Raw genomic sequence first — 26,928 nt, 5'->3', positions numbered from 1 at the left:
GCCCACCTCCGCGACGGCGGGTCGGCGAGCGGCCGGGTGAAAACCGCTTTAAAAAAGCCGTCAATCCTGTTTATTATGTCGCCACGCGGCCGAGCGACGAGGATGAGGGTGCATGTTTGAGGGACCGGAAGGCGATCGGCTGAGCATCCGAGAACTGATCGACAGCTACAGCGATGCCGTCATGCGCGGCGATGCGGACGCCTGGGGCGCGACATGGGCCGAGGATGGCATCTGGCAGTTCCGCAGCGGCACGATCAGCGGCCGCGCCGCCATCGTCGAGACATGGACGAAGGCGATGACGGGCTTCCGCTCGGTCGTCTTCATGGCCTTTCCCGGATCGATCGCGCTGGCAGGCGACACGGCGACGATCGTGACCCACACGTTCGAGCATCTCGATCCGGTGGAGGGCGCGCCGCGCTTCCAGGCGGGCATCTATCAGGACGTCGCCCGGCGCACCGCCGATGGCTGGCGCTTCGCCCGGCGCACATTCACCTCGAGGGAGATCCATCTGTGACCATCATCATCAACGCGACAATGGAGATCGATCCGGCCCATGCGGAGCGCATCGTGCTGGACGCGAAGGATCTGATCGAAGCGTCGCTCGCGGAGCCCGGCTGCGAGGCGTACAGCTGGGCGCTCGATCCGCTGCACCCCGGCCGGGTGGAAGTGTTCGAACGGTGGAGGGACGAGGCATCGCTCGCCAACCATTTCACCCTGCCGAATTATACCGTGATGCGCACCCACCTTCGTTCCGCCGGCCCGATCAAGTCGACCAGCCGCAAATACCGCGTCGCGCATGACGAGCCGGTCTACGACGATAGCGGCACGCCGCGCGCGGATTTCTTCACCGCCGCCTGAAGCGGGAAGAGGGAGAGGAGCTACCATGGACGACGTGATCCTGGCGCCGCAGCACCTGCGGGCGGACCCCGACAAGCAGGTCGCCCGCCATGCCTCGCACTATGCGCTGCGCCGGCGGACGCTGGACCGCATGCGCAGCAAGACGACCGATCTCGACGCGAAGCCGATGCTGATCGATCCGTCCGTCTACACCGATCCCGATTATTTCCGTCGCGAGAAGCGGGCGATCTTCCTGGAGATGCCGGTCGTCGCCGGCCTCAGCCGCGACATAGCCGAGCCCGGCGACATGATGACGTTCGACGTGCTCGGCCCGTCGATCCTGATCGTGCGGACCAAATCGCGCGAGGTGAAGGCCTTTCTCAACATGTGCCCGCATCGCGGGGCGAAGGTCGTCACCGAATGTTCGCGCCGCACGCGCATGACGTGCCGCTTTCACGGCTGGACGTTCGATCTGGAGGGCAAGCTGATCGGCCAGCCCGGCAAGGAGGGCTTCGAGGGCATCGACAAGGACGAGCGCGGCCTCGTGCCCGTGCCGGTGGCGGAGAAATACGGCCTGATCGTGGTACGCGCGACCGCCAACGGCGATCCGGTGGACGTCGATGCCTATCTGGGCGACTTCGCGGGCGAGATCGCGCATCTGGAACTGGAGAAGGCGACGCCCATCGCCTCCAGCACGATCCCGGCCGAAGCGAACTGGAAATACGCGCTCGATACCTATGGCGAGAGCTATCATTTCGCCACGCTGCATCCGCAGACGATCGGCCAGCTCGCTTATTCGAACATGATGATCTACGACAATTACGGCCTGCACGCGCGTCTCGCCTTTCCGCGCGCCGAATTCATGGACTATGCCGACAAGGACGAGGCGGAGTGGCCGCACACCTTCTACGGCGGCCTCTACATGCTGTTCCCCAACATGATAATCAATGTGAACAGCATCATCGGCGTAGGTCAGTTCTACGGCGTGTCGCGCGTGTTCCCGGCCGAGACGGTCGATCGCTCGACCACGCTGATGACCACCTATCAGCCCGCCCATGCGGGTGAGTCGGTCGACATCCAGAAGTGGCAGGAGATGCACGCGTTCATCGATCGCGTCGTCACCACCGAGGATTACAGCGTATCGCGCGAGGGGCAGCAGAACCTCACTTACGCACCCGCAGGCTTCAAGACGGTGCTCGGCCGCAACGAAATCGCGCTCCAGCACTGGCATCGCAACCTCAACCGGCTGATGGCCGGCCGCAACTGACAGGATGGCACCAGCCATGATCTATCTGAAAGCCGAGATCGAGATACGGCCCGGCCACGTGCCGCAGATGCTCGAACTGCTGACGAAGCGCATCTTCCCGATCATGGGCGGCCCCGGCGGCTGGCACATGCTCGGCTGCTTCGTGCAGCGCACCGGCCGGCTCAACACGATCGTCGATCTCTGGGGGCTCGAGGACATGGGCCACTTCGATCGCGCATACGCGATCTTCCGCGAACACCCCGATTACCCCGCCATCCGCGTGGAACTGGACAGCCATGTCGAGAAGGAGACGCTCGTCTTCATGGATCATCAATATGGCCCCATCGCCGATCTGGAGAAATAGACCATGGATCTGAAGCTCAAGGGCCTGCGGGCGATCCTCGCGAGCGGTTCCCGCAGCATCGGCCGCATCACCGCCGAACTGCTCGCCGCCGAGGGCGCGGACGTGGCGATCAGCGGCCGCAACCAGGCCGAGGTGGACGAGGCCGTGGCGGCGATCAAGGCCAGAGGCGTTAGGGGTCATGGCGGCACCGTGGAACTCACCGATGCGGCCGCCTACCGCGCCTGGGTGCAACAGGCGGCCGACGCGCTCGGCGGCTGCGACATCTTCGTCTCCTTCGCCTCCGCCGGCGGCCCGCCGGCCTCGGAGGATAGCTGGAAGGCGGCGTTCGACGTGGACCTGATGGGCACGTGGCGCGGCATCGATGCCGCCATGCCGTTCCTCGAACGATCCGAGTGCGGATCGATCGTCGTCATCGGCACGACGGTGGCGATCGAGCCGGCGTTCGGCCCGCAGCCTTATGCCGCGATGAAGGCGGCGATCGTCCATCATGCCGCGGCGCTCGCGCAGAAGCTGGCGCCGCAGGGCATCCGCGTGAACACCGTCTCGCCCGGCCCGATCTTCGTCGAGGGCGGCGCGTGGGACAAGATCAGGCAGGGACGCCGCGAGATCTACGACGCGACGGCGGCGAAGATCCCAGCCGGTCGCCTCGGCACGGGGGAAGAGGTGGCACGCGCGATCGCGTTTCTCGCGTCGCCCACCTCCGGCTTCATCACCGGCACGAACATTGTGCTGGACGGCGGCATGAGCCGGCGCGTCCAGTTCTGACGGGACGGAGCATGCGGCGGCCGCGCCGCCGCATGCTCCGTCGATCAGTCCGCATAGTCGGGGGCGATCCGCTCCACCTCGCGCATCAGCGCCACCCAATCCATCGCACCGTTCGGCTTGCCGCCGTAATTATGGACCTGGCGGTGGACGAGATCCTGGATCTCGGGCGAAAGCAGCCGCACCTTCGATCCGCCGGCCAGCGCCTGCACCTGGATCTCGCAGGCGCGGTGCGCGGTGAGCATCAGCCAGAAGGCCTCGCCGATCGTGCGGCCGGTGGTGAGCAGGCCGTGGTTGCGCAGGATCATCACGTCCTTCTCGCCCAGGTCGCGCTGCAGGGTGGCGCACTCCTGCTCCAGCAGGGCGACGCCCTCATAATCGTGATAGGCAAGGCGCCGGCCGATCACGAGCGCCTGCTGGCTGATCGGCAGCAGGCCATGCTCCTGTGCCGACACCGCGACGCCCGCCGCCGTGTGGGTATGGAACACGCAGGCGACATCCTCCCGCACGGAATGGATCGCGCTGTGAATCAGATAACCGGCCGGGTTGATGACGCCGCCGGGCGAGTTCACGTTGCCCGACAGATCGACTTCGACGAGGTTGCTGGCCGTCACCTCGTTGAAGAGGCACCCGAACGGGTTGATCAGGATGCGCTCGCCGGGCCCGGGCAGGCGCGCGGAGATGTGCGTCGCGATCAGATCCGTCATGCGGAAGTGGTGCGCAAGCCGATAGCATGCGGCGAGCTCCCTGCGGACCTCCCGATCGGCCACGGGATCGATGCCCTTGGCGAACACGGGCGTGGCGAGGTTCATGACGATCGCTCCTTCATAGTCCGCCAATCGATTTGGCGATGATCCCAAGCTGGATCTCGCTCGCGCCGCCGAAGATCGTCGCGGCACGGGCGTTGAGGTGGTCGGGCACCAGCACGTCGGCCAGCGGATCGGCGTGGCCTTCCCAGCGCAGCGCCTCGGCGCCGAGCGCCTCGACGCCGAGCGCGGAGACGGTCTGCTTCAGGCGGCTGGCGCGCAGCTTGAGCACGGACGAGACCGGACCGGGATTGGCGCCGGGCGCCAGCGTGCCTAGCGTCATCAGTTCCAGCATCTCGAACGTGTCGATCTCGATCGCGACCTCCGCCAGTCTCCGGGCGAGATGCGGATCGGCGAAGGGGCGAGAGGCCGCCGTGGCATCTTCCAGCCGCTTCATGGACGAGCGCAGCCGGCTGCTGAACAGGCCGGTGCCGCGCTCGAACTCCAGCAGATATTTCGCCTGCTCCCAGCCCTGCCCCTCGGCGCCGATGCGATGTGCGGCCGGCACCCGGACATCCGTGAAGAAGACCTGATTGACGTCGTGATCGCCGCCGATCGAGCGTATCGGGCGCACCTCGATGCCCGGCGTGTCGAGATCCAGCACCAGGAAGCTGATGCCGTCCTGCCGCTTCGGCGTGTCGGCGGTGCGCACCAGTGCGAACATGCGGTTGGCATGATGCGCGTGGGTGGTCCAGATCTTGCTGCCGTTGACGATATAGTCGTCGCCCTCCCGCACGGCGCGGGTGGCGAGCGATGCGAGATCGGATCCCGCGCCCGGCTCCGAAAAGCCCTGGCACCAATAATCCTCGCCGGAGAGGATGCGCGGCAGCCACGTCGCCTTCTGCTCCGCCGTGCCGTAGGCGAGGATCACCGGGCCGGCCAGCCTGATGCCGATCGGGTAGACGATCGGCGCGCCCGCCAGCGCGCACTCGCATTCAAAGATGAAGCGTTCGATCGCGTTCCAGCCGGTGCCGCCATGCTCGACCGGCCATGTCGGCGCGACCCAGCCTTTGCAATGAAGCGTCCGCTGCCACGCCCCGGAGATCTCGGGCTCGGGATACACGCCGGCGCTGCGTTGCTGGCCCTCGCGCAGCGCGGGCGTGAGTTCGGCGGCGAGAAAGGCGCGCACCTCGGCGCGGAAGGCCTGTTGCGCCTCCGTCAGCAGCAGGTCCATCAGGCGGCCTCGGCCAGCACGGCGCTGGTGCGATGGCTCCCGGCGGAGAGCACGGCGTCGGCATAGCGCGCGAGATGCTCGGTCGTCGTGCCCCAGGCCGCCTCGAACGCCAGGAGGGTGCGGAAATGGGCGGCGATCGGCAGCTCCTCCGAAACCCCCATGCCGCCATGCAGCTGCACCGCCCCCTGCGCGACGATGCGGGCGCACCGGCCGACCCGCACCTTGGCGCCCGATACGGCACGCGTCACATCATGGTGAAGCGGCGCGCCATCCAGCGCCAGCGCGGCCAGCAGGGCGGCGGCACGCGCCTCCTCGCAGGCGACCGTCATCTCGGCGACACGATGCTGCACCGCCTGGAAGTCCGCGAGGGCGCGGCCGAACTGGTGACGCTCGCGCAGATAGGCGGCGGTCTGCGCGCGTGCCGCGTTCATCGATCCCACGGCTTCCCAGCAGGCCGCGACCGTCGCCTCCGCCACGCCGCGCGTCACGATCGCGGCGGCGGCGGCGGACAGCCGCTCGCCCTTCACGTCGGCGAAGGTGACGTCCGCCGCGCGACCGCCATCCAGCAAACGAACAGGAACGATCGAGAGGCCGGGCGCATCCGCCGGCACCGCCAGCAGCGCCACCTCGGCGCCGTCCGGCACCGCCACGAGCAGCGTGTCCGCCCCCGCCCCGCCCGCCACCAGCGGCACCATGCCGGTGACGGCGCCGTCGTGTGCGGCGAGCGCGCGGCGACCATCGGCAAAGGCGAGGCGGCGGCCGCCGGCGATCATCGCTTCCACCAGCGCGCCGGCGCCCGCGCGCGCGGCCATCCGCCCGGCCAGCACCGCGCTCGCCAGCACCGGCTCCGTCACCAGATGGCGCCCGAGCGCCTCCATCAGGATCGCGATGTCGATCATGCTGCCGCCGATACCGCCGTCCGCCTCGCTGATCGGCAGGGCGAAGCAGCCGAGCTCCGCCAGCGCCGCCCAGATGTCGGGATCGGAGCCCGCCGGCGACGCGACGATCCGCATGCGCCGCTCGAAACCGTAGCGGTCGGCGAGCATCCGCTCCACCATGTCGGCGAACATCGTCTGCTCCTGCGAGTAGGCCAGGTCCACGAACATTCTCCCCTTGCCGCCTCTTCGCACGGCGTCAGGCCCCACGCGATAGCAAAGCCGGCAATTGAAAGCGAGCCTGATTGTTTTTTTCTGCGGTTGCGTGCGCGGTTGGCCGCTGTTAGTAAAAACCAGTCAAGCCTGCTTCTTTAGTGGGCACGGGAGGGACGCCATGCAGCTCGGCCGGGAGCAGATGCTCCGCGCGTATCGGCAGATGAAGATCATCCGCGAGTTCGAGGAACGTTCCCACGCCGAGATCCAGACCGGCGAGATCGCGGGCTTCACCCATCTCTATTCCGGCCAGGAAGCGGTCGCCGTCGGCGTGTGCGAGAATCTGACCGATGCCGACTACATCGTCTCCACCCATCGCGGCCACGGCCATTGCATCGCCAAGGGCTGCGACGTGAAGGGCATGATGAAGGAGATTTACGGGCGCGCCGATGGCCTCTGCAAGGGCAAGGGCGGATCGATGCACATCGCCGATGTCGGCAAGGGCATGCTGGGCGCCAACGGCATCGTCGGTGCCGGCGCGCCGCTCGCGGTAGGCGCCGCCATCGCCGCGCGGGCGAACGGGAGCGACGCCGTCTCGATCGCCTTTTCCGGCGACGGCGCGTGCAACCAGGGCACCACCTTCGAGGCGATGAACATGGCCGTCGTGCTCAAGGCACCCGCCATCTTCGTCTTCGAGAACAACCATTATTCGGAACATACCGGCGTCGATTACGCGGTGGGCACCACGGGCGACATCGCCAGCCGCGCCGAGGCGTTCGGCATGAAGGTGTGGCGCGGCAACGGCTGCGACTATTTCGCGGTCGATACGGTGATGCGCGAAGTGCTGGAGCATGTCCGTGCCGGGAACGGACCGGCCGCCGTGGAACTCGATACGGAGCGCTACTTCGGCCATTTCGAGGGCGATCCGCAGCGGTATCGCGGACCGGGCGAACTCGATCGCATCCGCGCCGAGCGGGACTGCCTCGCCGCATTCCGCGCCAAGGTGACGGAGGCGAAGCTGCTTGAGCATGCGGACATCGACGCGATCGACGCCGAGGTGATGGGCCTGATCGACGAGGCGGTCGCCGAGGCGCGCGCGGCCGACAGGCCGGATCCTGCGAACGTCCTGACCGACGTGTATATCAGCTACTGATCGGAACGGTTGACGATGGCGATCATGCAGTTGCGCGAGGCGATCAACCTCACCTTGCATCAGGAGATGGAGCGCGATCCGAACGTCATCGTGCTGGGCGAGGACATCGTCGGCGGCATGGGCACGGCCGGCGGGCCGGAGGCGATCGGCGGCATCTGGAAGACCACCGCTGGCCTCTACGCGAAATTCGGCGACAGGCGCGTGATCGATACGCCGATTTCGGAAAGCGCGATCATCGGCGCCGCCGGCGCCGCGCTTGCCGGCAAGCGGCCCGTGGCGGAACTGATGTTCGCGGACTTCATCGGCGTCTGCCTCGACCAGATCTGGAATCAGATGGCCAAGTTCCGCTACATGTTCGGCGGCATGAGCCGCTGTCCGGCGGTGATCCGCATCGCCTACGGCGCCGGCCGCAACGCCGGCCCGCAGCACAGCCAGGCGGCCTATGCGATGATGACGGCGATACCGGGCCTGAAGGTGGTGATCCCGTCCAGCCCCGCCGAGGCCAAGGGACTGCTCACCACCGCCATACGCGACGACGATCCCGTCCTCTTCTTCGAACCGAAAGCGCTCTACGCCGCGCGCGGGGAGGTGCCGGACGACGAGTATCTGATCCCGTTCGGCCATGCCCGGATGGTGCGCGAGGGCCGTGACGCGACGATCGTCACCTGCGGCCAGCTCGTCGATGTGGCGGCCGGGGCGGCCGACGCGCTCGCGCAGCAGGGCGTGGCCTGCGACGTGATCGACCTGCGCACGACGAGCCCGCTCGACGAGGAGGCGATCCTCGACTCGGTCGAGCAGACCGGCCGGCTGATCGTCGTCGACGAGAATCCACCCCGCTGCGGCCTGGCGGCCGACATCGCCGGGCTGGTGGCCGACAAGGCGTTCGCCTCACTGCGCGCGCCGATCGTGCAGGTGACTCCGCCGCACACGCCGGTGCCGTTCGCGCCCGAGCTGGAGCAGGCGTATCTGCCGTCGGCAGCCAGGGTCGAGACGGCCGTGATGCGCGCCCTCGAATATCGCTGAGCGGAGCGCGGGATGAGCCAGCTGCGTGCCTTCACCATGCCCAAATGGGGCATCGAGATGACCGAGGGGACCATCGCCGAATGGATGGTGGCCGAGGGGCAGGATTTCGCGCGCGGCGACATCCTGACGCTGATCGAAACGGACAAGATCACCAATGAGGTGGAGGCGGAGTTTCCCGCCCGCCTCGCCCGCATCGTCACGCCGGCGGGTGCGATGCGGCCGGTCGGCGCGCTGCTGGCCGTCTTTTCCGAGGGTGAGGCGGCGCCGGCCGAGATAGCGGCGTTCATCGCCGACTTCGCGCCGGCGGGGGGCAAGGCGGCCGCCCTGGCCACCCCCGCCCCGCCCCCGCTCTTCAGCGCCGACGCCCGCGTCGCCATACCGGACACCCTCGCGATCAGCCCCGCGGCCCGCGCGCAGGCGGAAGCGTCGCAGCTCGACATATCGGGCATCAGCGGATCGGGCCGTAACGGCCGCATCACGCATCAGGATGTCACGCAGGCCGGTCGTCCTCCGGCACCCGCCCGCGACACCGGCGCGGTGTCGATCGCGCCGCTCTCCGCCCAGCTCGACGGCCACTTCGCCTCGCCGCTCGCCAAGCGGCTGGCGCTGCAGCACGATATCGATCTCGCGACGATCACCGGCACCGGCCGGCGCGGGCGGATCGGCAAGGCAGACGTGCTCGGCCGCATCGTGCCGCCTACTATGCCGGAAACGCCCGCAGCGCCGACGGCCGAGGCGGGCGTCGAGATCGTGGCGATGTCGCCGATGCGCAAGGCGATCGCGCGTCAGCTCAGCTTTTCAAAGGCGACCATCCCGCACTTCTACCTGCGCAACAGCGCGAAGGTGGACGCGCTCCTGGCGATGCGGGCTCAGGCGAAGCGCGCGACCGGCGAGGCGCCCTCCATCAACGACTATCTGATCCGCGCATGCGCTCTCGCCCTGCGCGCGCATCCGGACGTGAACGTGCAGGTGCATGGCGACGCGATCCACCGCCACACGCACGCCGACATCGCCGTCGCCGTGGCGACCGACAAGGGCCTGCTCACGCCCATCGTCCGCGCCGCGGAGACCAAGTCGGTCGCGCGGATCTCCGCCGAGGTGAAGGCGCTGGCGGAGCGCGCCCGCGCGGGCCGCCTGCAGGCCGAGCAGTTCCAGGGCGGCAGCTTCTCCGTCTCGAATCTCGGCATGTTCGGCATCGAGACGTTCGATGCGATCATCAACCCGCCGCAAGCTGCCATCCTGGCGGTGGGTGCGGCGCGACAGGAGACGCTCGGGGTGGATCACGCGCTTGCCTTCGCCACGCGGATCAAGCTCTCCCTATCCTGCGATCATCGCGCGATAGACGGCGCGGTCGGCGCGCGCTTCCTTGCCGATCTGACCCGTCTGATCGAGAGCCCGGAGGAACTGACCGCATGAGCGGCGCAGAGACGCTCGGCCAGCTCATCCGCGAGCAGGCGCGCGATCGCGCGGCCAAGGTCGCGCTGCGCCACGACGGTATCGACACCAGCTATGCTTTGCTGGACGAACGGGCCAGCCGGATCGCCAACGGACTGATCGCGGCTGGCGTGCGGCCGGGTATGCGGATCAGCTATCTCGGCCGCAACGACCCGATCTATTTCGAGCTGCTGTTCGGCGCCGCCAAGGCGGGCGCGGTGATGACCCCGGTGAACTGGCGGCTGGCCGATGCCGAGATCGAGTGGGTGCTGGCCGATGCCTGCACGCGCGTGATCGTGGCGGAGGACGCGTTCGCCGCCCGCCTGGCGCCCGTGCTGGCGGCGCGTGCCGACGCGCCGCTGCTCGTCGCGCTGGCGGACTATGCGATCTGGCGCGATGCCCAGGCGTCGAACGATCCCCTACTGCCCGCCGACCCCGGCGATGTCGCGGTGCAGCTTTACACGTCCGGCACCACCGGGCGGCCGAAGGGGGCGATGCTCACCCACCGCAACCTGCTCGTCTACCGCAGCCTACCGCCCGAACGACAGCCCGCCTGGAACCGCTTCACCGACGACGACGTGAGCCTGCTGGTGATGCCGATGTTCCATATCGGCGGCACCGGCTACGGCATCCAGACGCTGGCAGCCGGCGCCACCGGCCTCGTCGCGCGGGAGTTCGACGCGGAACAGGTGCTCGCCTTCGTGGAGCGCGAGCGGCTGAGCAAGATCTTCGTCGTCCCGTCCGCGCTCCAGATGCTGCTACGCCATCCCCGTGCCGGCACGGTCGATTACGGCCGATTGCGGACGATCCTGTACGGCGCGTCCCCCATCCCCCTCGAACTGCTGCGCGAGGCGATGGCCGTGTTCGGCTGCGGCTTTGTCCAGATGTACGGCATGACGGAAACGTCGGGCACGATCTGCGCCCTGACGCCCGACGATCACCATCCGGACGGCACGCCGCGGATGCGCTCCGCCGGGCGGCCGATGGCGGACGGGGTGGAGCTGCGCATCCTCGACGAGGCGGGGGCGGTGCTGCCCGCGGGCGAGACGGGCGAGGTCGCCGTCCGCGCGCCGCTGGTGATGGCCGGCTACTGGCGCCAGCCGGATGCGACCGCCGCCGTGCTCTCCCCGGATGGCTGGTTCCGCACCGGCGATGCCGGCTATCTCGATGCCGACGGCTATCTGTTCATCCAGGATCGGGTGAAGGACATGATCGTCTCGGGCGGCGAGAACGTCTATCCGGCGGAGGTGGAGCAGGCGCTCTACGGTCATCCGGCGATCGCCGAAGTGGCGGTGATCGGCGTCCCGTCGGACAAATGGGGCGAGGAGGTGAAGGCGATCCTGGTCGCCGCGCCGGGCGCCGTGCCGGATCCGGCCGAGATCATCGGCTGGGCGCGCGCGCGGATCGCCGGCTACAAATTGCCGAAGAGCATCGAGGTGGTCGAGAGCCTGCCGCGCGGACCCACCGGCAAGATCCTCCGCCGCGCGCTGCGCGAACCTTTCTGGGCCGGCCGCGATCGGAAGGTGAACTGAGGATGGAGCACGCAGCGGGCCGGTTGCACGGCAAGGCCGCCTTCGTGCTGGGCGCGGCGGGCCGCGACAACATGGCGCAGACGATCGCCCGCCGCTTCGTCGACGAAGGCGCCCGGGTCGTCGTCGCCGGGCGCGGGATGGACGAGCTGGAGCGGTTCGCCGGCGAGATCGGCGGCCATGCGGTACGGTGCGACATCACCGATCGCGGCAGCATCCGCGACGCGGTGGCGGCGGCCAAGAAGTGGCTCGGCGGCCTCGATGCGGCCGTGAACGCCACCGGCTGGGGCCTGCTGAAGCCCTTCCTCGACACGAGCGAGGACGAGTTCGACCGGATCACGGCGATCAGCCTGCGCGGGCCGTTCCTGTTGTTCCAGGCGCTGATCGAGGCGATGACGGAGGGCGGCTCGATCATCCAGATCAGCTCCGCCACGTCGACGATCATGCTCAACGATCATGCCGCCTACATGGGCGCCAAGGCCGGCACCGATCATATCGTGCGCATCGTGGCCCACGAGTTCGGCGCGCGCGGCATCCGCGCCAACACGATCTCGCCGGGGCTCACGCGGACGCCGATGACGCAGGCACGGGCGGACAGGCCGGGGATGATCGAGGCGTTCCTGCCGTCATACCCGCTCGGCCGGATCGGCACCTCGGACGATATCGCCGCCGCGGCCGCGTGGCTCGCCTCCGACGAATGTTTCATGACCGGCGAGACGCTGCAGGTGAACGGCGGGCTCACGCTGCGCGCCAATCCGACGCGGGAGCAGATCGTCCGCTCGATGCAGGCGCATACCACCGGATGAAGAAGGGTCACGGCATGGACGAGGCGTTTGCGATCGAGCTGGACAAGCGCGCCTGCACCGAACTGATCTTCCGCCTGGCCCGCGCGCTGGACCGCTGCGACGAGACGCTGCTGCGATCGCTGTTCCACGAGGATGCGACCGACGATCACGGCTATTTCAAGGGTACGGCGGGCGAACTGGCCGACTGGGTGTTCCCGCTGCTGCGCACGATGGAGCGGACGATGCACACGATCAGCAACGTGCTGGTCGACGTGTCCGGGGATCGCGCCGCGAGCGAAGCCTATTTCGTCGCCTATCACGACCTCCGCGATGCCGAGGGCGCGGCAATGCGGATGACGGCGGCCGGCCGCTATCTCGATCGCTTCGAGCGACGGCAGGGCGTGTGGAAGTTCAGCCATCGTGCGGCGGTATATGACTGGAACGCCATGGAGCCGCGCAGCGACCGATGGGATCGCTCACCCGCGAGCGAGCGCGATTTCGGCAAGCGGGACGGTGAGGACACGCTCTACGCGCATCTCGCGTGGCTGCGCCACTGAGCCGCCGGCGACAGCGTTGAAATCCGGCCTTTCGGCCGTGTCCCGGCCGTCCGGATCGCGACCGCGACGCCGGTGGAATCTTGTGGATCGGCCGCATCGGCCCGGCTACCACGAAAACCCACTCCGATCCGTCTGGAGACGTAAGCGTTGAAGAAGGTGCAGCCCGCCAATCTGTCGGAACTGGAACCGGCCGGCATGGCGCCGCCGACGGCCGGCCTGCAACAGCGCAAGAGTTCGGAAACACGCGTCGCCATCCTCGACGCGGCGGTGGAGTGCCTGGCGAAATACGGCTACGCGCGCACCACCACGCAGTTGATCGCCAAGATCGCCAACGTGTCGCGCGGCGCGATGCTGCATCATTACGCGACCAAGCAGGATCTGATCGAGTCCGTGATCGATTACGCCTTCTTCCGCCACATGGAAGGCTTCAGCGCGGCGGTGCAGAGCCTGACGGAGGTACAGCGCACGCGCGAGAATGCCGGCATCCTGATGGACTGGAGCCTGTATCTCTCGCGCGAGTACAAGGCCTATCTGGAGCTGAACGTCGCCGCCCGCACGGACGAGGATCTGCGCGCCATGTTCATTCCCAAGGCGCAGCGGCACGATCGCGTGTGGAGCGAGGAACTGGTGCGCAACTTCCCCGAATGGGCCGAGGATCAGGAGCGGCTGGCGCGATCGCACCGCCTGGTCCAGTCGGTGATGAGCGGCATGGTGCTCAACCGCGACATCTGGGACGATCCGGCGATGGAGGAGACGCTGCTCGCGTTCCTCGCATCCGTGCTGCTGAAGGTGCGCGACGGATCGCTGACCTTCGCCAGCCCGTCGGGTCCGAAGAAGCCCAGGGTCGCGCGACCGCGCAAGACCGTGGCGCGTACCGCCGCCGCCTGACCGCGGCCTTGCGGTCCGCGCGGCGGTCAGGCCGGCGCGTGTCGCGCCATCATGCGATCGAGATTGTCGTGGAAGAAGCGGACGCGGGATTCCTGCCCCGCCAGGCATTCCCGCCTGTACCCGCGCGAATGCAGCGCCTTCTGCTGATCCGACCACAAGGCGACATCCTGGTCGATCGTCGGGCCCATCGTGTAGTCGCCCGCCTTGCCCGTCTGGTGCGGCGCCGGCGTCTCCATGCTGACCCAGTCGCGCATGGTGGGGGAGTAATATTGGGTCTGCCCGGCCGGGAACAGGTTGAGATACCACATGTCGAAGAAGCATTTCTCCGGATCGGTGGGGTGCGGCCGCGCGCGCAGCCAGATGTTGCCATCCGGCTTCAGGCTGAAAGACAGATTCGGGAACAGGGTATAATGCCAGTTGTCGGTCAGCATCACATCGTCATAGCGTGAGAAGTCGTAGCCCTTCTCGGCGCCCAGAAGGCGCTTCTGCTTCTGCAGCGCCTCCCGCAGATCGTGCATCCGGCCCTTGAAGTCGTCCGGATCGAGGCCCCAGAAGCGGATATGTTCGCCCATCTGGCGGATGATCTCCGGCTCGCCGCCGCGCAGGGTACGGCTCGGCGCGCCGCCCGCCATCAGCATGCGCGCATGGCCGCTGTCGTACATGTCGAACTGCGAATGGAGGTAGGAGAACTCCGCAACATATTTCAGCTGCGGATGCGCATGGAAGACGTGGTAGCTTTCGTTGAAATTGTCCTGCACCAGCTTCCAGTTGAAGTCGCCCTCGATCGTCACCCAGTGGGTGCGGACCATCTGCTCCATCGGATAGGCGTCGAGATGATCGACGACCGGCGCCAGCGCCTCGCGTAACGGTCGACAGTCGTCGTCCATGTTGAACCAGACGAAGCCGCCCCACGTCTCGCAGCGTATCTCCACCAGGTTCTTGTCGCGGCAGCGCGCCTCGGCCGAGAAGTCGGGCTCGTCCGGGATCGTGCGGATCTCGCCCTCGAGCGAGTAGGACCACGCGTGGTACGGGCAGGTGAGCCGGCGCGCATTGCCCACCTCCTGCTGCACCAGCATCATGCCGCGATGCTGGCAGACATTGTAGAAGCAGCGGATCCTGCCGTCCTGCCCCATCACGGCCAGGATCACCTCGCTGCCGAACGGCAACGTCACGAAGTCGCCGGGCTTCTCGAACTGGTTGACCATCGCCGCGACCTGCCAGGTGCGGGTCCACATCGCGTCCCACTCGCGCCGCCAGAAGTCGCGATCGAAGTAGCGGGAGGGCGAGATCGGGTGGTTCGACAGGATCGGGTCCGGCGCCTTCGTCAGGTCCACGCCGGCGGGTCGTTCGATGGCGGTTACGGTCATCGGGCAGGCTCCTGCCGATCGGCGGCCCCGGGGTCGCGGGCCAGATACTTGTCGAGCGTTTGGTGGAAGTGGCGGATGCGGCTTTCCTGATAGCGGGCAAGGTGCAGCCGCCGGTTCTTGGACGCCTTCATCCCGGTCTGCACATGCGGCAGGTTCGCCATATCCTGTTCCAGCACCGTGCCGAGCTGGCCGAGATGGTCGGCGAAACTCTCATGCGGCTCGATCAGCGTGAACGGTGCGCATGTCGCCGCCTCTCCCGGTTTGGCACGCGCGAGGAGGCGCACTTCCATCAGCGTGTGCCCCACGTCCGGCCATGGGCGCCAGCGATAGACGACGGTAGGCTGCACCCCGCCCCACGGCGAGAAATTGGGGAACACGTTGTAGGTGAACGCATCCTGCACCTCGGCATCGGAGACGTCGCTGAGATCGCGGCCGAACTGCTCGGCGAAGCGGGCGCGGTTGTGCGCGCCCATCGCGGCGCGCGCGGTCTGCCCGTCCGGCACGTCCAGCCGCATGCCCGGCGTGACCACGCGGCCATTGTAGCGCAGGAAATTGTCGATGATCTCCTGCTCGCTGCTGCCGCCCGTCAGCATCGGCGAGAGTACGCCGAACGGCGTGATCGTGAGGTTCACATGATCGCCGTAGAGATTATATTTGGAGTTTACGTCGCCGGTGAACCCGCTGATCTGCGGATGCGTCGCGGCGACGTGGAAAGCCTCCATGAAGGCTTCCGCCGCCGCCTTCCAGTTGACCGGAATGACCTTGCCGACCCAGGCGGAGGTATAGGCATCCTCCGGCCGCCAGCGCGCGAAATGCGCCGGCAGCGGGGCGAGATACTCCTCCAGCGTCGGGCCGCCCTCATTCTCCTTGACGAAGATGTAGCCGCCCCACCGGCCCACCTGCGCTTCCGGCAGGGTGAGATCCTCGCCGTCGAGCTGGGGGAAGTCCCACCGGCACGGAATGCGCTTCAGGGTGCCGTCCGGGTTCCAGGTGAAACCGTGATAGGCGCACTGGAACTCGCTCGCCCAGCCGCTCTCCGTGCGCAGCTTGCGGCCGCGATGCAGGCAGACATTGTGGAACGCGCGGACTGACCCGTCCGGCTGGCGGGTGACGAGATAGGAACGCCCGGCATTCTCGTAGAGCACATAGTCGCCCGCTTCCGGCAGCTCCTCCTCGCGCGCGGCAAATTGCCACACGTTCGGCCACATGCGCTCGCATTCCAGCGCGAAGAAGGCCGGATCGGTGTAGCGCGCCGGGTCGAGCGGCGCGGAGCCGAGATCGCGCTGGTGCGTCTCAAGCAGGTAGTCGGGCACGCGGCGGCTGTCCGCCTGCGCCAGGCTGTTCCAGCTTGGGCCGGGGCCGCTCGGTTCGTCCACGCCCGGTCTGCCCACGGGGAGATCGTCTTCGTACACGCGTCTCTCCACCAAGCCGCTCCGATCCGGCTTGTTCATGGCCCGTTGTGACGACTATCCGGCGTAAAGACAAGCCTGATTGTTTTTTTGCAAGAACCACTTGCGCGTGCTCCGCCCGCCCTGCCCCTGCCGGAGCCTACGCCAGCAGGTCGGTTCGGCGGTGGGTGATAGCCGGCGAAGTCCGGCGTCAGGCGTTCAGATAGCGGTCGATCGTCTGGTGCAGGTGGCGGATGCGCGATTCCTGATAATTGCCCAGCGTCTCGCCACGCTTCTTGGATGCGTGGAAGCCGCGATACTGCTGGATCAGGTTGTTCGTATCCTGATCGAACGTGGCGCCCAGCCACGGCTCCACCCCGGGCGCGGAGCCATAGGATTCCTGCGCGGCGATACGCACGGGGGCGACCGGCTCGGGATGGCTCTCCCCTTCCGCCAGCGGCCGGAGGAACAGCAGATCGAACAGCGTGCGGCCCGGATCCATGCCGATCGGGCGGAAGCGGTAGACCATCGGCAGCGACACGCCGGGGAACATGCACATGTTCGGAAACAGGTGATACTCGATCGAATCGAGCATCTCGCTGTCCGAATAATGCGACAGGTCCAGCCCCCATTTCCGCCCGAGATTGTCGCGGCGCCAGGTCGCCGCCACGTTCCGCGCCGTGCCGCCCTCGGGCACGATCGTGCCCGCCGGCAGGTGCATCTTGTCGGCGATCTGCTGTTCGGTCTGCGCCTCCGGATAGTGCGGGCTCGGCACGCCATGGGTGTGGACGAAGCGCGAGACATGCTCGCCGAACAGATCATATTGCGCGTTGGCGTCGCCGGCGAAGGGCAGGTTCTGGGCGTGGGTCTCGACGACGTGATACGCTTCGAGGAACGCCTCCTGCGCGGCCTTCCAGTTGGTCGGCAGCTCCTTCTGGATATGGACGGCGACGGCCCGGCGGCCGAGATCCCAGCCATCCTTCATGTGAGCCGGCAGGACGCCGAGATACTCCTCCAGCGGCACGGCATGCTCATCCATGTTGAGGAAGACGAAGCCGCCCCACGTCGCCACCTTCACCTGCGGCAGCTTGAACATGTCGTCGCGGACATGGGGGAAGTCCCACCGACACGGGATCGATTGCAGGTCTCCCTCGGTGGACCAGGTCCAGCCGTGGAACGGGCAGCGCAGCTGCTCGGCGAAGCCACTGCTGTCCGATGCGCGCAGCTGGGTGCCGCGATGCAGGCAGGCATTGTAGAAGGCGCGGATCACATCGTCGGCGCCGCGCACGATCAGGAAGGAGTAAGGCCCGATATCGTAGGTGACGTAATCCCCGGCCTCGCGCAGCTCCTCCTCGCGGGCGACCCATTGCCACACTCTGGGCCAGAGCTTCTTCATCTCCAGATCGAAGAAGGCGGGTGAGGTGTAGCGATCATAGCCGATATCCTCGTCGCCGAGATAGGCCGGCGCCTCGACGAGCAGCGCCTCCGGCACTGGCTGACGATCGGCGATGATGATGTCCCGGGTGCTCGGGCCGGGGCACCGATGCTCACCGGGCGAAAGATCCAGGGCTTCCATCGGCACGCTCCATTCAGGGTTCGAGACTATGTGATCCGCCTTCTCAGCGGCTGCGATCGCCGGCGGACGGACGCACGAGAGCCACGTCGCTCGGATCGGCGCCCTCGCGCCCGCCGGTCAGGGCGTGCGGCGTGCGCTCCAGCCAGCCGTCGGACGCCGGATCGGTGCGGGTCCAGTCGACGACCTCGCGTCGGTGGAGGATGCGCCACTCCCCGTCGCGCCGCTCGTAGAGGTCAAGGTAGCGGCCCGCGATCACGAGATCCTCCGGGCCTTCGTCGCCGTGCCGGCGATGATAAGCGAGGAAGTAGATCTCTCCCGTGGCCGTACCGTCGTCGATCGCGATGTCCATCTGGCCGAGCAGGTGGCTGGTCTTCGCGTATCGACGGAGAATATCCTGGGCAAAGGCCACGAACTCGCGCGCCGGCCCGCGGAAGAAGCCGTAGTCCGTCGTCGCATCGGGATGGAAGGCGCTCTCCTGCAGCGCGCGGTCCAGCCGATCCTGCCCGCGGATGTAGCGCATGGCACAGTCGGCGATGCCCTGCCGATCCACCAGATGCCGCACCGCCGCGTCCACTCCCGCTCTCCTCGTGGCCTGCCCGCTCTTGCGGCGCGGCGCCGGACCCGTTAGGCCGTAAAAAAACAGTTCTGCTTGATGGTTTTAGGGTTGGAGTGCGCGATGTCAACCAGGCCCGTTCCGCTCGCCCTGTCGCTTCCCCGGCCGACGGCGCCTAATTACGTGCTCGCCTTGCTCTACGTCGCTTACGTGCTGAACTTCGTCGATCGCCAGTTGCTGACCCTGCTGCTCAATGACATCAAGCGCGACCTGCACCTCGCCGACTGGCAGCTGGGTTTGGCGAGCGGCACCTCCTTCGCTTTCCTCTATGTGGCGGCCAGCGTGCCGGTGGCGCATCTGGCGGACCGGACGAACCGGGTGCGGCTGCTCGCCATCTGCGTGGGCGCGTGGAGCGTGATGACGGCCGCCTGCGGCATCGTCGGCAATTTCATCCAGTTGCTGCTGGCACGGATGGGCGTGGCGATCGGTGAGTCGGGTGGCCAGCCCGCGTCCCTCTCGCTGATCGCCGATCTGTTCCCGGCGGAGGTGCGATCGACCAAGCTGGGCGTCTACTTCTCGGCGGCGGCGATCGGCACGATGCTGTCCTATGTCGTCGGCGGCTATGTGAATGCGGCGATCGGCTGGCGCTGGACGTTCCTGATCTTCGCCGTGCCGGGCGTCCTGCTCGCGATCCTGCTGGCGCTCACCGTGCGGGAGCCGCAGCGCGGCCTGCACGACGGCGCGATCCCGCGCGGCGCGCAGCGGTCCCTGCCCGGCGCGCTGCGCGATCTGCTGCGCTACCCGCTGTTCCGCCGCCTGTGCCTGGCCTGCTCGCTCGCCAACCTGGCCCTCTATACGTTGCTGACATGGGCGCCCTCGCTCGCCCTGCGCACCTACGGCCTGAGCACCGGCACGGTCGGCGTCGTCATGGGGCTGCTGGGCGGCGGCGTCACGGCGCTGAGCATCCTCGCGACCGGCTGGGTCTCCGATCGTCTGTTCCGCATCAACCCGGCGGCGCCCCTCTACATGGTAGCCGCCGGCATGCTCATCATGGCGGTGCTGCTGCCGGTCTGCCTGTTCGCACCGGGATTCGGCCTGTTCGTCGCCACCTTCGCCATCTGCTACGGCGTGGGCGCCAGCTATTCGGCGCCCAGCATCGCCGCGGTGCAGAGCGTGGTGCCGCCGGATCTGCGCGCTATGTCGTCCGCGCTGATCTTCATGCTGGGCACCCTCGCCGGGCTCGGCGTCGGGCCGCTGATGGTCGGCGCGATCAGCGACATGCTGGTGCCGCGCTTCGGCGCGGAAAGCCTGCGCTATGCGCTGCTGATCCTCTCGCCGCTGTCGCTGGCGAGTGCGATCACCTACTATCTCGCCGGCCGCAACCGCCTGCGGGACCATGCGGCATGACCGGCGCGGACGCCGTTCAGCGCATCATCGACCGGCAGGAGATCGCCGACCTGCTCACCCGCTACGCCCGCGCGGTGGATCGCTGCGATCTGCCGCTGCTGCTCGGCATCTGGGCGCCGGGCGCCACGGTGGACTATGGCGGCGGCGTGGCGGACGCCGACGCGTGGAGCGCCGAGGTTCTCGGCCGCCTCGCCACGATGAACCGCACGATGCACGCATTGTCGAACATGCTGATCGCGATCGAGGGCGATGGCGCCACAGCCGAGACGTGCTGCACGGCCTATCACCAGTTCGACGCGGCGGGGGGGCCGCGCCGGATGATCGTCGGCGGGCGCTATCTGGATCGGCTGGCGCGCACCGGCGATCACGGCTGGCGCGTCGTCACGCGGCGCTACGTGATGGACTGGAACGAGAATGATCCCTCGACCGCGATGTGGGGCGAAGGCCCCTATGCCCGGCTGAGCAGGATCGGCGGCCGCTTTCCCGACGATCCCTCCTACGCTGCCTGACGAGAGCCGCTCCGGCGCTGCCAAGCGACGAACCTCCTTCAACCAGGCGGCGCGTGGCGCCAGCCATCGATCAGGTGCCGGCCGATCTGGCCGACGCCGGTAACGCCGCCGAGCGCCATCACCACGCGCAGTTCCTCGGCCATCATCCCGATCATGCGGGCGACGCCGGCCTCGCCCGCCGCCGCCAGCGCATAGAGCCATGGCCGGCCCACCAGCACCGCGTCCGCGCCCAGCGCCAGCATGCGGAACAGATCGACACCGTTGCGCACCCCGCCATCGACGAACAGCGGCAGCCCGCCGCCGAGCGCATCGGCGATCCGCGGCAGCGCCCGCGCGGTGGAGCCCACGCCGTCCAGCTGTCGGCCGCCATGATTGGAGACGACGATCCCGTCGGCCCCCGCCGATCGCGCCGCCTGCGCATCGCCCGCCTCCATGATGCCCTTCACGATCAACGGTCCGTCCCAGCGGGCGCGCACCCATTCCACGTCGCGCCAGGTGATGCCGGCGTCCATGTTCGCGGCGGTCCAGGCGATGCACTCCGCCATGCCGGCCGCCGGGCCGAGCATCGTGGCGATGTTGCCGAGCGCATGGGGACGCCCGGCCAGCCCGACGTCGGCGAGCCAGCGCGGCCGGCCGAGCGCCTGCGCCAACCGCCGCAGACGGCCGGCGAGGCCCGGATCGGCAAGGCCCGATCGACGATCGCGCCACCGTATGCCGGTAACGGGCAGGTCCACCGTCAGCACCAGCGCGCCGCAGCCCTGGGCCGCCGCCCGCGCCAGCATCTCCACGGCGAAATCGCGATCGCGCACCATGTAGAGCTGGAACCAGCAGGGGGCGGCCTGGCCCACCTCGTCAAGCGGACAGATCGACGTGGCCGAGAGCGTGAATGGGATGCCCGCTCCGGCCGCCGCGCGCGCCGCCTGCACCTCGCCGCGCCGGGCCGCCATGCCGGCCAGTCCGACCGGGCCGAGGATCAGCGGCAGCGCCAGATCGGTGCCGAACAGCCGGGTGGCCGTATCGACCGTGGCGACGTCGCGCAGAACGGTCTGCCGCAGGCGGACTGCGGCGAGATCGGCCAGGTTGGCCGCCGCCGTCTGCCCGGCGAAGGCGCGCCGTCGAAATATTCGAAGAGGAAGTGCGGCAGCCGCGCCTGCGCTGCCGCACGATAGTCGATCGCCGTGGCGATCCGCATTATCCGCGCGCCTGCGCCGCCATCGCCTTGGCGTCCAGCCCGCCATTGCCATGACCCACCGTCAGGCTGTTATGGGCATGGGCGAGATGATGGAGGCCGAACACCGCCTCCATCGCGCCGCGCTTGCCGCCGAGATCCTCGGTCAGGTTGAACGCCTGCTTGGCGAGCGCGACGCCGAATCGCGGCAGGGCGGCGAGCCGTGCGGCGATCATGTCCACCTCCGCCGCCAGCCCTTCGCGCGGCACGACGCGGTTGACCATGCCGAGCTGGTACGCCCGCTCCGCCGGCATGCGATCACCGAGAAACAGGAACTCGCGGGCGACGCGCGGGTGCATCTCGAACGCGTGGGCGAAATACTCCACGCCCGGCACGCCCATCCGCAGCACGGGATCGGAGAAGAACGCATCCTCGCTCGCCACGATCAGGTCGCAGACCCAGGCGAGCATCAGGCCGCCGGCGATGCAGGCGCCCTGCACCGCCGCGACGACCGGCTTGGGCAGGCTGCGCCAGCGTCGGCACATCTCCAGATAGATCTCCTGCTCGCGCGCATAGGCCTGTTCGGCGCCCGGCTTGCCGGCATGATCGGGCCACAGGAAGCGCCGCTCGCCGGGCGCGCTCACCGTCACGTCGCGCCCGGGCGTGCCGATATCGTGGCCGCCGCAGAAATGCTTGCCGGCGCCCGCGAGGATGATCGCGCCCGCCGCGTCGTCGGCGGCGGCGCGACGGAAGGCGTCGTCGATCGCATAGGTCATCTGCCCGTTCTGGGCATTGCCGAACGCCGGACGATTGAGCGTGATCCGGGCGACGCCGTCCGCCACGGCATAGAGCACCGGCTGATCGGTCTCGTAGACCGGGGCTTGCTGATCCGTCATCGGCTCTCCTCTACGCCAGCAGCAATGCGGGATCGATGCGGTGCAGCAGCGGCGCACCGTCGCGATAGCGTCGCAGATTCTCCACGAAGATGTCGTCCGTGCGCTTCAGCAGGCCGGAGCCGACGCCCGACGTATGGGCGGTGAGCGTCACCCGCGGGTGGCGCCACTGCCACTCGCCTGGCGGCAGCGGCTCCACCTGCGTCACGTCCAGCACCGCGTGGGACAGATGCCCGCTGTCCAGCGCCGCCTTCAGCGCATCGTCGTCGATCAGCGGACCGCGCCCGACGTTGAGGAACAGCGCGCCCGGCTTCGCGCCGGCAAAGAACGTCGCGCCATAGGCACGGGTCGATTCCGCGGTGAGCGGCACGGAGAGCACCACCACGTCTGCCGCCGCCAGCTCCGGCCCGATCGTCTCGGGCGTGACGATCCGGTCGGCGTCGGCGTCGCTGCCGCCGCTTCGCCGCACGCCGACGATGGTGACGCCGAGCGCACGCGCCCGGACCGCGATCTCGCGCCCGATCGCGCCGAAGCCGACGAGCAGCCAGGTGCTGCCCTGCACCTCGCGGAACATCATCTGGCGCCATTCGCCGGCGGCCTGCGCCGCCCGCCGCTCCGGCCCGCGCTGAAACCGGTCGAGCACGTGCGACAGGACATATTCGGCAATCGCGGGCGCCGGCCCCTTGCTCATCGCCAGCTCCACGCCGTTACGGGCGAGGGTGACGAAGGCCGGATCGTCATAGCCCGCCCGGCCGCTCTGCATGAAGCGAAGGGAGGGCGTGGCGCATACGGTGTCGAGGAACGCCTCCTCCTGCTTCTGCACGAACAGGTCCAGGCTGAACCAGGCTCCCGTCGGCGCCGCCTGGGTGGCGGGCATCAGCGCACGGCGGTAGCTGACCCGCTCGCGATCCACGAAGAAGACCGGATCGACCGTGATCCCTGCCTCGGCGAGACGGGGCGCGACACGCGCGAACCCGGTCTCGGCGATCAGGATCCGGAGCGGCTCGCCCACGCCGCTCTCCCGTATCAGAAGCTGAAGCGCACGCCGGCGCGCACGGAGCGGCCGATGATGTCGTACAGCAGCACGTTGGTGCCGGAGGTCAGCACGTTGGCATTGTCCTGGCTTGCGACCACCGGAGGATCCTTGTCGAGCACGTTGTCCATCGCCACGAACAGCTCGCTGTCGCCGCCGGCGATCTTCAGCTTATAGCCGATATAGGCATCCATATAGAAGATCGCCGGCACGTGATTGCGGTTGATGTCCAGCGGACCCCAATTCTGCTCGATCTGCGACGCGCCGATGAAGCGGCCCTTCAACTGCGCCGTGGCCGGCCCCTGCGAGTAGGTCGCGGTGGCGAAGGCGCGCCAGCTCGGCACGCCTTCCGCGGCGCCGGCATTGTTGCCCACCTCGCCCGCGCGGTTCACCGTCGCCCCGGCGGAGAGGATGTCCAGCTTGTCGGTGTAGTTCAGCAGGGTGCGCAGGTCGAGCGTGCCGGCACCCACGTCCGTGCGGTAGGACAGTTCGAAATCGATGCCGCGCGCCCGCTCGGACCGCGCGTTGAACGGCTGGAGGAGGATGCCGGTGATCACGTTGGCGGCGTTGCGGGTGATGCGGCCGCACAAAGCGGTGTTGCCGGCGAAGCATTGATCCACGATCTGCTGCGACGAATTGGTCGCGATCGCGCCGCCGATCTTGATGTCGTAATAGTCGACCGATGCGGCGAAGCCGCGCAGCCAGCTGGGTCGGTAGATCACGCCCAGGGTCAGCGCGTTCGCCTTCTCCGGCTGCAGGTCCAGATTGCCGCGCAGGGTCTGGAGGAATTGGGCGTTCGCCCGGTTGTTGAACGGATCGGCGACATTCTGCGTCGTTACGGTGCCGCCCAGGAACAACTCGTTCAGGTTAGGCGCGCGGATATCGCGCGATCGCGTGAAGCGGATGTCGATGTCGGGGATGGGCTTGTAGGTGAAGCCGGCCTTCCAGGTCTCCACCGTGCCGCTGGTGCTGTAATCGGTGACGCGCCCGGCCAGGCTGAGATCGAGCGAGGTGCCGAGCGGGCTGTCCTTCAGCACCGGGATCGCGAGCTCGCCGAACAGCTCCTTCACGCTGAACCTGCCGCGAAACGGCTTGTAGTTGCCGGCGTAGAAGCCGTTCACCTGCGAAACCGCGTCCGACGTGGCCGATGCCTTCTCGCGCCGGTAATCGACGCCGAACGCCAGCGAGACCGGGCCTGCGGGCAGCGCGAACAGATCGCCATTGGCGCTCGCCGAGGCGACATCCTGGCGATAGACCAGATCCTGCCGGCCGACGCCGATCAGATAATCGGCCTGCGCCGACGAGATGCCGGCGGAGCCGAACGGGTTTAGCGGCACGCAGCCGTTGCCGGGCGCCGTCAGGGTCGAGCGGCAGATGGCCGTGCCCGGGCTCGCCGGATTGGCGACGGCGTCGACCGCCAGCGCATAGCGGGCGGGGCGCGGATTGTTCGGCGCCAGGATCGTGATGTCCGACCGGCCATATTGATAGGAGAGGCTGTACGACCAGCTGTCGCTGATCTTGCCCTCGAAGCCGCCGAGCGCGCGGATCGCCTCGCGGTCGGTCGAGGTGCGTAGCGCGCCCAGCTTGCTGTTGGTGGTGGAAAGCGGAATGCTGGTCACGCCCGCCGCCACCATCGCGGCGCGCACCTGCGCGGGCAGGTAGAAATTGTCGATGCCGATGCTGGTGTTGCCGGTGCGGAAGAAGGGCGCGATCACCGCTTTGGCCTTCGCCTTGCTGAACGAACCCTCGGCGAACGCCTTCAGCCCGTCGGTCAGTTCGTAGCTGAGGCGGCCGTAGATCGAGCCCTGTTCCACCGGGACGTTCGACTCGCCATATTTGGATAGGTCGTCCAGCCGGCTATAGTCCGCCTCGCTGCCGGACGCGTAGATGCCGCTGATGACCGGCGCGAACTGGAAGTTGGTTCCGGCCAGCCCGCCATTGGCATCGAAGAAATAGCCCCGCAACGGGCCGCTCGCGACGAACCCTTCGTCGTTCACGTTCAGCGAGGTGTTCGGCAGGATCAGGCGGGCCGGCTGGCCGTTGCCGGCGGCGAACGCCGGATTGTTGATTATCTTGTAGGCCTTGAACCAGTCGCGATCGGAATATTTGGCGCGATAGGATTTCGAATAGTTTCCGCTGAGGGTGATGTGGCCGCGATCGTCGGCGAAGGAACGGCCGAACGACAGGTCGCCGCCAAAGCTCTCCGCATCGCCATGGGTGCTCGTACCGCCCTGAAGCTGCCCCTTCAGCCCGGTGAAATCGGTGTCGAGCACGAAATTGACGACGCCGGCGACCGCGTCCGAACCCCAGGTGGCGGAAGCGCCGCCGGTGACGACATCCACCCGCTTCACCAGCGCGCTGGGCAGCGTGTTCAGATCGACGGCGCCGGTCAGGTTCGATGGCGTCACGCGGCGGCCGTTCAGCAGCACCAGCGTGCGCGGCGCACCCAGGTTACGCAGGTTCAGGTAGTTCGCGCCGGCGGAACCGGAGGCGAGGCTGCCGCGCGGCGTGCGCGGCGTCTCCGATCCGGCGAGGGCCGGCAGCTGGTTCACGTAATCGGCGATCGTCACGGGCGCCGACTGATCGATCTCGGCCGCTGTCACGACGCTGACGGGCGTGGGCGCCTCGAACCCGTTACGCACGATGCGGGTGCCGGTCACGACAAGATCGCCGGGCGACTGTTCCGCGGCCGCCTGATCGGAACCGGGCTGGTTGGATCCGGGCTGGTCGTCAGCCGCGGCGGGGCGATCGGCCAGCCGCTCCTGCGGCGTCGCGGGCAACGCCTCCTGCGCGAAGGCCGTGGCGGGGGAAACCGCCGCGGCAGCGCACCCCACGAGCAGTATCGACCTGATCGAAACCTTCATAATCCCCTCCGGCTGCTCGGCTGTTGCCGACTAGAACCTCGCGGGAGCGGCGCATGAATCACGCGGCCGCCACCCACCCCTCGCCTATTGCCTTCGATCCGGGAGGGCAAGGAAAAAGGCAGTTGGGCTCGATGGCGTCGTAGTCGCCCGTTACGATCATGTCGGACTTTTTTTAACCAACGCGTCGGTCCGGGATGCGGCGGTCTGCGGCGTATCGAGATTTAGCGGATGAAGCCGGTTTGACTTGGCGTTCGTGCAAACCGCTCGTCCTGAGGAGCGATTGAGCGTGTCGAAATGGCGACTTCGCCTCCGCTCAGCCCCTCCTCAGGATGAGCGGACGTGCAAAAAGCTGGATGTCTGTCCGACCTGGGCCGGGCCGGATGGGTCCGCGTGAAGATCGTAGGGTTTGGCGCTTGGTAAAACGGAGGCGGCGGACCACCGCGCGGCTATGTCGCCCCACGCGACGATGTCGTACTCGCCCGCGTCAGATGCCGCGCCTCGATGCGCTTCGTCTCGTCGCCGCC

25 protein-coding genes are annotated in these 26,928 nt (G+C 68.0%); 14 read left to right on the top strand and 11 right to left on the bottom strand.

The window, feature by feature from the left end:
• The first annotated feature begins 112 nt into the window (after positions 1 to 112).
• The 5 genes from GNT64_RS19390 to GNT64_RS19370 are packed head-to-tail and all read left to right on the top strand — an operon-like array spanning position 113 to position 3,212.
• Complete coding sequence (locus GNT64_RS19390; protein ID WP_156681012.1) at positions 113 to 514, top strand: nuclear transport factor 2 family protein; 402 nt, start codon at positions 113 to 115, stop codon at positions 512 to 514.
• The gene (locus GNT64_RS19385) at positions 511 to 858 is read left to right on the top strand and encodes a putative quinol monooxygenase (protein ID WP_156681011.1); all 348 of its coding nucleotides are present in this window, start codon (positions 511 to 513) and stop codon (positions 856 to 858) included. Before GNT64_RS19390 ends, GNT64_RS19385 begins: the two co-directional genes overlap by 4 nt.
• A 25-nt stretch (positions 859 to 883) precedes the next feature.
• Entirely contained in the window at positions 884 to 2,104 is a 1,221-nt protein-coding gene (locus GNT64_RS19380) for an aromatic ring-hydroxylating oxygenase subunit alpha (RefSeq protein WP_197277121.1), read from the top strand.
• A 16-nt stretch (positions 2,105 to 2,120) separates the two neighbouring features.
• On the top strand, positions 2,121 to 2,447 hold the full coding sequence (locus GNT64_RS19375) for an NIPSNAP family protein (protein ID WP_197277120.1): 327 nt from the start codon (positions 2,121 to 2,123) through the stop codon (positions 2,445 to 2,447).
• A 3-nt stretch (positions 2,448 to 2,450) separates the two neighbouring features.
• Positions 2,451 to 3,212 carry an SDR family NAD(P)-dependent oxidoreductase gene (locus tag GNT64_RS19370; protein WP_156681008.1) on the top strand — a complete coding sequence of 254 codons (762 nt, stop codon included), beginning with the start codon at positions 2,451 to 2,453 and terminating at the stop codon, positions 3,210 to 3,212.
• Between the two features lie 44 nt (positions 3,213 to 3,256).
• Here the strand turns inward: GNT64_RS19370 and GNT64_RS19365 are convergent, their stop codons facing one another.
• The 3 genes from GNT64_RS19365 to GNT64_RS19355 are packed head-to-tail and all read right to left on the bottom strand — an operon-like array spanning position 3,257 to position 6,289.
• Positions 3,257 to 4,021: a class II aldolase/adducin family protein gene (locus GNT64_RS19365; protein WP_156681007.1), complete on the bottom strand. Its 765-nt coding sequence runs from the start codon at positions 4,019 to 4,021 to the stop codon at positions 3,257 to 3,259.
• A 13-nt stretch (positions 4,022 to 4,034) separates the two neighbouring features.
• Complete coding sequence (locus GNT64_RS19360) at positions 4,035 to 5,189, bottom strand: acyl-CoA dehydrogenase family protein (RefSeq protein ID WP_156681006.1); 1,155 nt, start codon at positions 5,187 to 5,189, stop codon at positions 4,035 to 4,037.
• Positions 5,189 to 6,289: an acyl-CoA dehydrogenase family protein gene (locus tag GNT64_RS19355; RefSeq protein WP_197277119.1), complete on the bottom strand. Its 1,101-nt coding sequence runs from the start codon at positions 6,287 to 6,289 to the stop codon at positions 5,189 to 5,191. Before GNT64_RS19355 ends, GNT64_RS19360 begins: the two co-directional genes overlap by 1 nt.
• A 169-nt stretch (positions 6,290 to 6,458) precedes the next feature.
• On the opposite strand from GNT64_RS19355, the gene GNT64_RS19350 reads away from it, so the two are divergent.
• The 7 genes from GNT64_RS19350 (at position 6,459) to GNT64_RS19320 (ending at position 13,646) form a co-directional block, all read left to right on the top strand.
• Positions 6,459 to 7,430, top strand: coding sequence for a thiamine pyrophosphate-dependent dehydrogenase E1 component subunit alpha (locus tag GNT64_RS19350; RefSeq protein WP_156681757.1), 972 nt, complete (start codon positions 6,459 to 6,461; stop codon positions 7,428 to 7,430).
• A gap of 15 nt (positions 7,431 to 7,445) precedes the next feature.
• Positions 7,446 to 8,453: an alpha-ketoacid dehydrogenase subunit beta gene (locus GNT64_RS19345; protein ID WP_156681004.1), complete on the top strand. Its 1,008-nt coding sequence runs from the start codon at positions 7,446 to 7,448 to the stop codon at positions 8,451 to 8,453.
• A 12-nt stretch (positions 8,454 to 8,465) separates the two neighbouring features.
• The gene (locus GNT64_RS19340) at positions 8,466 to 9,869 is read left to right on the top strand and encodes a dihydrolipoamide acetyltransferase family protein (RefSeq protein ID WP_156681003.1); all 1,404 of its coding nucleotides are present in this window, start codon (positions 8,466 to 8,468) and stop codon (positions 9,867 to 9,869) included.
• A complete protein-coding gene (locus GNT64_RS19335) occupies positions 9,866 to 11,419 on the top strand; it encodes a fatty acid--CoA ligase (RefSeq protein WP_156681002.1) in 1,554 nt (517 codons plus the stop codon). The genes GNT64_RS19340 and GNT64_RS19335 overlap by 4 nt, the downstream gene beginning before the upstream one ends.
• A gap of 2 nt (positions 11,420 to 11,421) precedes the next feature.
• Positions 11,422 to 12,222, top strand: coding sequence for an SDR family oxidoreductase (locus tag GNT64_RS19330; RefSeq protein WP_156681001.1), 801 nt, complete (start codon positions 11,422 to 11,424; stop codon positions 12,220 to 12,222).
• Positions 12,223 to 12,236: 14 nt separating this feature from the next.
• Positions 12,237 to 12,758: a nuclear transport factor 2 family protein gene (locus GNT64_RS19325; RefSeq protein ID WP_231639104.1), complete on the top strand. Its 522-nt coding sequence runs from the start codon at positions 12,237 to 12,239 to the stop codon at positions 12,756 to 12,758.
• A gap of 156 nt (positions 12,759 to 12,914) precedes the next feature.
• On the top strand, positions 12,915 to 13,646 hold the full coding sequence (locus tag GNT64_RS19320) for a TetR/AcrR family transcriptional regulator (protein ID WP_231639587.1): 732 nt from the start codon (positions 12,915 to 12,917) through the stop codon (positions 13,644 to 13,646).
• 26 nt (positions 13,647 to 13,672) lie between these two features.
• Here the strand turns inward: GNT64_RS19320 and GNT64_RS19315 are convergent, their stop codons facing one another.
• From GNT64_RS19315 to GNT64_RS19300, 4 genes are all read right to left on the bottom strand, one after another.
• Entirely contained in the window at positions 13,673 to 15,013 is a 1,341-nt protein-coding gene (locus tag GNT64_RS19315; RefSeq protein WP_156680998.1) for an aromatic ring-hydroxylating oxygenase subunit alpha, read from the bottom strand.
• Positions 15,010 to 16,389 (bottom strand): aromatic ring-hydroxylating oxygenase subunit alpha, encoded by a 1,380-nt coding sequence (locus tag GNT64_RS19310; RefSeq protein WP_231639103.1) that lies wholly within the window; start codon positions 16,387 to 16,389, stop codon positions 15,010 to 15,012. Before GNT64_RS19310 ends, GNT64_RS19315 begins: the two co-directional genes overlap by 4 nt.
• A 223-nt stretch (positions 16,390 to 16,612) precedes the next feature.
• A complete protein-coding gene (locus tag GNT64_RS19305) occupies positions 16,613 to 17,977 on the bottom strand; it encodes an aromatic ring-hydroxylating oxygenase subunit alpha (protein WP_231639102.1) in 1,365 nt (454 codons plus the stop codon).
• 43 nt (positions 17,978 to 18,020) lie between these two features.
• Entirely contained in the window at positions 18,021 to 18,551 is a 531-nt protein-coding gene (locus GNT64_RS19300; protein WP_231639101.1) for a nuclear transport factor 2 family protein, read from the bottom strand.
• Positions 18,552 to 18,653: 102 nt separating this feature from the next.
• Here GNT64_RS19300 and GNT64_RS19295 point away from each other — a divergent pair, with 102 nt between their 5' ends.
• Positions 18,654 to 19,937 carry a spinster family MFS transporter gene (locus GNT64_RS19295; RefSeq protein WP_197277117.1) on the top strand — a complete coding sequence of 428 codons (1,284 nt, stop codon included), beginning with the start codon at positions 18,654 to 18,656 and terminating at the stop codon, positions 19,935 to 19,937.
• The gene (locus GNT64_RS19290) at positions 19,934 to 20,446 is read left to right on the top strand and encodes a nuclear transport factor 2 family protein (RefSeq protein WP_156680994.1); all 513 of its coding nucleotides are present in this window, start codon (positions 19,934 to 19,936) and stop codon (positions 20,444 to 20,446) included. Before GNT64_RS19295 ends, GNT64_RS19290 begins: the two co-directional genes overlap by 4 nt.
• A gap of 38 nt (positions 20,447 to 20,484) precedes the next feature.
• Here GNT64_RS19290 and GNT64_RS19285 read toward each other — a convergent pair whose 3' ends face one another.
• From GNT64_RS19285 to GNT64_RS19270, 4 genes are read right to left on the bottom strand one after another with little or no spacing between them, the layout of a single operon-like run.
• Positions 20,485 to 21,690, bottom strand: coding sequence for an L-lactate dehydrogenase (locus GNT64_RS19285; RefSeq protein WP_422396603.1), 1,206 nt, complete (start codon positions 21,688 to 21,690; stop codon positions 20,485 to 20,487).
• A complete protein-coding gene (locus GNT64_RS19280) occupies positions 21,638 to 22,510 on the bottom strand; it encodes an enoyl-CoA hydratase (RefSeq protein ID WP_156680993.1) in 873 nt (290 codons plus the stop codon). Before GNT64_RS19280 ends, GNT64_RS19285 begins: the two co-directional genes overlap by 53 nt.
• 10 nt (positions 22,511 to 22,520) lie before the next feature.
• The gene (locus GNT64_RS19275) at positions 22,521 to 23,519 is read right to left on the bottom strand and encodes an NAD(P)-dependent oxidoreductase (protein ID WP_156680992.1); all 999 of its coding nucleotides are present in this window, start codon (positions 23,517 to 23,519) and stop codon (positions 22,521 to 22,523) included.
• Between the two features lie 14 nt (positions 23,520 to 23,533).
• A complete protein-coding gene (locus tag GNT64_RS19270; protein ID WP_156680991.1) occupies positions 23,534 to 26,404 on the bottom strand; it encodes a TonB-dependent receptor domain-containing protein in 2,871 nt (956 codons plus the stop codon).
• Between the last annotated feature and the right edge of the window lie 524 nt (positions 26,405 to 26,928).

The organism is Sphingomonas profundi (assembly GCF_009739515.1).
GTDB classification, from domain to species: Bacteria; Pseudomonadota; Alphaproteobacteria; order Sphingomonadales; family Sphingomonadaceae; genus Alterirhizorhabdus; species Alterirhizorhabdus profundi.
Note: the sequence above shows the minus strand (reverse complement) of the source record. Positions and strands in the feature narration are given on the sequence as shown.

What these genes read in the sequence shown, in the direction of transcription:
- GNT64_RS19280 (WP_156680993.1), bottom strand. Translation starts at nt 22,510, where the DNA reads ATGACGGATCAGCAAGCCCCGGTCTACGAGACCGATCAGCCGGTGCTC.
- GNT64_RS19340 (WP_156681003.1), top strand. Translation starts at nt 8,466, where the DNA reads ATGAGCCAGCTGCGTGCCTTCACCATGCCCAAATGGGGCATCGAGATG.
- GNT64_RS19345 (WP_156681004.1), top strand. Translation starts at nt 7,446, where the DNA reads ATGGCGATCATGCAGTTGCGCGAGGCGATCAACCTCACCTTGCATCAG.
- GNT64_RS19380 (WP_197277121.1), top strand. Translation starts at nt 884, where the DNA reads ATGGACGACGTGATCCTGGCGCCGCAGCACCTGCGGGCGGACCCCGAC.
- GNT64_RS19295 (WP_197277117.1), top strand. Translation starts at nt 18,654, where the DNA reads ATGTCAACCAGGCCCGTTCCGCTCGCCCTGTCGCTTCCCCGGCCGACG.
- GNT64_RS19375 (WP_197277120.1), top strand. Translation starts at nt 2,121, where the DNA reads ATGATCTATCTGAAAGCCGAGATCGAGATACGGCCCGGCCACGTGCCG.
- GNT64_RS19390 (WP_156681012.1), top strand. Translation starts at nt 113, where the DNA reads ATGTTTGAGGGACCGGAAGGCGATCGGCTGAGCATCCGAGAACTGATC.
- GNT64_RS19325 (WP_231639104.1), top strand. Translation starts at nt 12,237, where the DNA reads ATGGACGAGGCGTTTGCGATCGAGCTGGACAAGCGCGCCTGCACCGAA.
- GNT64_RS19330 (WP_156681001.1), top strand. Translation starts at nt 11,422, where the DNA reads ATGGAGCACGCAGCGGGCCGGTTGCACGGCAAGGCCGCCTTCGTGCTG.
- GNT64_RS19365 (WP_156681007.1), bottom strand. Translation starts at nt 4,021, where the DNA reads ATGAACCTCGCCACGCCCGTGTTCGCCAAGGGCATCGATCCCGTGGCC.
- GNT64_RS19350 (WP_156681757.1), top strand. Translation starts at nt 6,459, where the DNA reads ATGCAGCTCGGCCGGGAGCAGATGCTCCGCGCGTATCGGCAGATGAAG.
- GNT64_RS19285 (WP_422396603.1), bottom strand. Translation starts at nt 21,690, where the DNA reads ATGGCAATGGCGGGCTGGACGCCAAGGCGATGGCGGCGCAGGCGCGCG.
- GNT64_RS19360 (WP_156681006.1), bottom strand. Translation starts at nt 5,189, where the DNA reads ATGGACCTGCTGCTGACGGAGGCGCAACAGGCCTTCCGCGCCGAGGTG.
- GNT64_RS19305 (WP_231639102.1), bottom strand. Translation starts at nt 17,977, where the DNA reads ATGGAAGCCCTGGATCTTTCGCCCGGTGAGCATCGGTGCCCCGGCCCG.
- GNT64_RS19315 (WP_156680998.1), bottom strand. Translation starts at nt 15,013, where the DNA reads ATGACCGTAACCGCCATCGAACGACCCGCCGGCGTGGACCTGACGAAG.
- GNT64_RS19370 (WP_156681008.1), top strand. Translation starts at nt 2,451, where the DNA reads ATGGATCTGAAGCTCAAGGGCCTGCGGGCGATCCTCGCGAGCGGTTCC.
- GNT64_RS19270 (WP_156680991.1), bottom strand. Translation starts at nt 26,404, where the DNA reads ATGAAGGTTTCGATCAGGTCGATACTGCTCGTGGGGTGCGCTGCCGCG.
- GNT64_RS19335 (WP_156681002.1), top strand. Translation starts at nt 9,866, where the DNA reads ATGAGCGGCGCAGAGACGCTCGGCCAGCTCATCCGCGAGCAGGCGCGC.
- GNT64_RS19290 (WP_156680994.1), top strand. Translation starts at nt 19,934, where the DNA reads ATGACCGGCGCGGACGCCGTTCAGCGCATCATCGACCGGCAGGAGATC.